The sequence below is a fragment of the Pseudoalteromonas sp. genome, assembly GCF_036960685.1.
Lineage (GTDB): Bacteria > Pseudomonadota > Gammaproteobacteria > Enterobacterales > Alteromonadaceae > Pseudoalteromonas.
The window spans coordinates 1-4,256 of record NZ_JBALXK010000055.1; the positions used below are offsets into that span (position 1 = coordinate 1).

3 protein-coding genes are annotated in these 4,256 nt (G+C 40.6%); 2 read left to right on the forward strand and 1 reads right to left on the reverse strand.

The annotated features are described in order from the left end of the window. Positions 1-604: alpha/beta hydrolase (locus V7783_RS20945; RefSeq protein ID WP_335680375.1), on the forward strand; the 604-nt coding region annotated here is incomplete at its 5' end. A gap of 69 nt (positions 605-673) precedes the next feature. Here V7783_RS20945 and V7783_RS20950 read toward each other — a convergent pair. Then, a complete protein-coding gene (locus tag V7783_RS20950) occupies positions 674-2,101 on the reverse strand; it encodes a pectate lyase family protein (protein WP_335680376.1) in 1,428 nt (475 codons plus the stop codon). A 190-nt stretch (positions 2,102-2,291) separates the two neighbouring features. On the opposite strand from V7783_RS20950, the gene V7783_RS20955 reads away from it, so the two are divergent. Then, on the forward strand, positions 2,292-4,256 hold a 1,965-nt coding region (locus tag V7783_RS20955), incomplete at its 3' end, for a TonB-dependent receptor domain-containing protein (RefSeq protein WP_335680377.1).

Here is a 4,256-nt window from a genome sequence, read left to right on the forward strand (position 1 = left end):
CAGTTACCGCCTCAGCGAGGAAGCGCCTTATCCTGCAGCAATTGAGGATTTAGTTGATGCGTTTTATTGGCTTAAAAATAATGCTGCTCAGTATAATATAGACAGCACTAAGATTGCTTTATCGGGCGGCTCTGCAGGTGGCCAATTAGCCGCGCTGTTAGCCTACAGCGGCGGAATTGTTGATAGCAGCGACACAAACTCCGAGCGATTTAATGTTCAAGCGCTGATCAATATAGATGGCTTAAGTGACTTCACGTCCCCTGAAGCACTGCCTTTTGAAAACAACCCAGCCAAGGCCGTCACATCAGCCAGCAAATGGTTGGGAGGTAGGTATGAAACTATCCCACAGCGTTGGCGCGACGCATCGCCTATTTTCTATATTGATAAAAACGCGCCTGCGACACTTTTCATTAATAGCTCAGTGCCACGCTTTCGTGCAGGTCGAGACAGCGCAATACAAAAGTTACAAGCGTTGCATATACCCAGTGATATTTACCAGTTCGATGATGCGCCGCATTCATTTTGGTTATTCCAGCCGTGGTTAACGCCTACGACCAGTGTTATTGATGACTTTTTAACAGCACAATTTGCTAAAACTCGTTGATCATTATTGTTGTTAAAATTAAAGCCTTGATGAGTTAATGGTTATTTTAAGTCATCAAGGCTTTCTTTGTTAGTCGCTAAGCGAATTTAAGTACTGCTGCAAAACCTGCGCTGCAGTTGCATTTTTTAATTGCGGCTGATGCTGTTTGAACCAATCATCCGCAACACCATCTTCATTAGCATCAACGATTGCGGGAGCACCTGTAAATTCCTGTTTATATGCATCCCAATTACCAATTAGCTCAAACTCATGATCAATCAAACCATTTTTCTTTATCGCGACACTATCAGTGAGCTGTTGATAAACAAGCGTATCAATACTGTCATGGAAATAGCCATGTGCATTACGACTTGCACCTATATGTTGCCCTTTAATGGCATCACTAAATGCCTGCTCAGCACTAACATAAACCAGCGTTGTTTGCATAGGTGACGTAATGATTGCTTTATCACTTAACCACTGACTATTCTCATTACTGATGGTGCGTTTTGCTTTAACCGCTTTACGATAATTTACACCTAAATAATTATGCTCAGTAAGTTGTGGATTGTTCTCAAGTACATTCCCCATAATATATGCTTGATTTTCTTTGATCTGTGGTGAGTACCAAATATCAGCAAACTGCATGATCTTACTTGCTTTACCTGGCTTATAGTAATTATTGATCAGGTTAAAACGACCATTTTCAGATCCATACACATTATTATGCCCCCAGTTAAAAATAATATTATTGATAAGCTCAACAAACTCTTCATTTTGTGGGTACGGTGATTTAAGCCGATGACCATTGATCCTTGGTGTTCTACTGGCATGATTGGCAATTATATTATTAATAAAGCTCGCATTTGCGCCGCCCCAAATACCACCATAACCATGATCGCCTTTAGGGTGAATTGAATGGCTTAAACTATGTGAAATAATTGAATCTTGTAACGTAAAGTTACGGTTATTATAAAAGCTCGCAGTTTCATCCACTGACCAACTCAATGAACAATGATCAATAATGACATTCTCACTGTTACGCACCGTTAATGAATCATCAGCATAACCAAATGTACCTAAGCGAAAGCGTAAGTAGCGAATAATCACATTATCTGCGGATGAAACCGTCACAGGTGCACCAACAATGGCAATCCCACCTGGCGAAGTTTGCCCTGCGATGGTTATATTGCCATGTGAGATTTTAAGTTCCCCTGCCAATTTGATCACACCCGATACCGCAAATACGACAGTGCGAGGATGCTTTTGCTTAATTGCATAGCGAAGGCTGCCTGGTTGCGGTTTATCTAAATTATCTTCTAATGTAGTCACTCTATATAGCGTGCCATTAATGCCACCAGTTGCGTACTTACCAAATCCTTTTGCCGTTGGAAAAGCCAATGGTGTGTTAACTTGTGCAGCGTATAAATTAGTCGAAACAAAAACCGTCAACACAATAATGATGCTTAGTAATACGATATTGAGATAGTTTAAATTATTATTCTTCAGAACTTGCATAATGTTCCTTGGCTATTTCGTTTTTAATGCTGGTTAAAATAAAAAATTGTCAATATGTAAATTGACAGTTTCATTAATACAGTGTTAACTTCATGTTATTCCATTTTGCCACCGGTGGCAAGTTGGGATTTGAATCAACGGGAATCGCATATCTTGCACACACAATTAAAAGCCTGGAAAAGGAACAAAGATGAAGAGCATGAGATTAAGCACGATCGCAGCAGCATTAATGGTAGCTATGCCACTTTATGCGCAAACAGCTGATCCTGTACAGCCAAAGGTAGAAAGTGACAAACCAACAACAAACGCCGAAATAACAGCAGATAAAAAAAACGTAGAAGCTGAAGATGATATTGAAATCATTGCTGTAACAGGCGTTTATCAAGCAGATTTAAAAGCACGTGCTATGGAGCGTGATGCAAAAGCATTTAGCTCAGTGATTGCCACGGATGACATGGGAAACTTTGTTGACCAAAATGTTGCAGAATCACTGCGTCGAATTCCAGGTGTGACACTTGAACGCAGTGAAGGTGAAGGAAAATACATTGCCGTGCGTGGTTTAGGCCCTAAATTCGTATCAGTGAGCATGAATGGTGCAGAACTGTCTGGTGCGGGTGATGACCGTAAAATTGGCCTTGATGGCATCACCAGTGATTCACTCGGTGCCATTGAAGTATTTAAAACCCTTACCCCAGATATGAACCTCAATTCAATTGGTGGTGCAGTCAACGTAAAAGCTATCTCTGCCTATGATCGTGGCAAAAACACATTAAAAATGAAGCTACAAAATTCATACAGTGAATTACGCGAAGAGCAATCGCCTAAATTTAGCATTGATGGTACACAACTATTTTTAGACGAGAAAATAGGGGTTGGTTTTGCTCTATCCTATGAAGACAGAAAAACCCAAGTAGATGAAGTACGCCATCATAGCACCCGCGAATTAAACTTTTTACAAGGGGGAATTGGTCTAAGCGAGGAAGAACTCAGTGTCGCCCCAGAAATTTTGATCCCCGCGCAACTCGAAAACCGCCGTGAAATAGCCGACAGAGAACGTACCACTGCAACACTTAATGTTGAATTTAAACCAACCGCAGACAGTTTTTATTACATTCGTGGTAACTACTCAAATTACACCGATAATGACGTCGCACAAAGAGAGTTTTATAACTTTTATAATGGCGACCAAGCAGATGAAATTATCTATGTAAATGCTGATACAAAAGAGTTTGCACTGTCTGATATCGATATTTACAACCAATTTTTCATTCAAGAAGGTGAAACGACTACAACCAATTACAGCATCGGTGGTGAAAACTATATTACCGATACTTTACGTGTAGATTATGAATACGCGTATTCTAAAACAGATGATAAATCAGTGGGTGATCGCCGCGTGCAATTTCGTGAGCGCGAAAATATTGTCTACGGTCAAGGTAGTAAAAATAATATTGTTGCGAAAGTGCTTACTCCTGAAGAAGCAGCTGCCTTAGGTGGTTTTGCGTTAGATCCAGATAATGATGTTTTTGCCGGTGAAGCCGATGGTGATATCAGCGATTTATCAAATATGGAATACGACAACTTATTTATGGAAGACAGTGTCCGAACAGACGAAGTCACCAGTATCAAGCTAAACTTACAAAAAGACTTTGATTTTGAGTACCTGAATTTCATTAAAATTGGTGGCACTTATAACGAACGCGAACACTTCCGTGATAAAGATCGCTGGAGCTATGCAATAAATCCACTGGACTGTGGCACAGATGAAACCTGTATTACCGTCGCCAACTCAAATGTTACAGATTATAACTTCGCGGTGCCTGAGGGTGGCTTATTTACCTATCCTTTTGTTAGCAACGAAGACCTTGAGTACATGGTTGACTCAACAAAAATTACACGCGACAGTGCCACCGGTGGCGAAGTATCAATCGACAGCACTAAAGAAGACTATACCTTATACGAAGATACCTACGCAGCCTATATTATGGCTGAGCTGCAGCTATCAGAGCAGGTAAGTGTTATTACCGGTGTTCGCTATGCACATACCGAATTTTCATCAACCGGTTATATGTCATTATCAAATGATGATTGGAATTTTGGCGGAGATCACACCTTAGATATTTCGGTCCCTTTACCTGAAGCATCTATTACCTAC

What these genes read in the sequence shown, in the direction of transcription:
- V7783_RS20950 (WP_335680376.1), bottom strand. Translation starts at nt 2,101, where the DNA reads ATGCAAGTTCTGAAGAATAATAATTTAAACTATCTCAATATCGTATTA.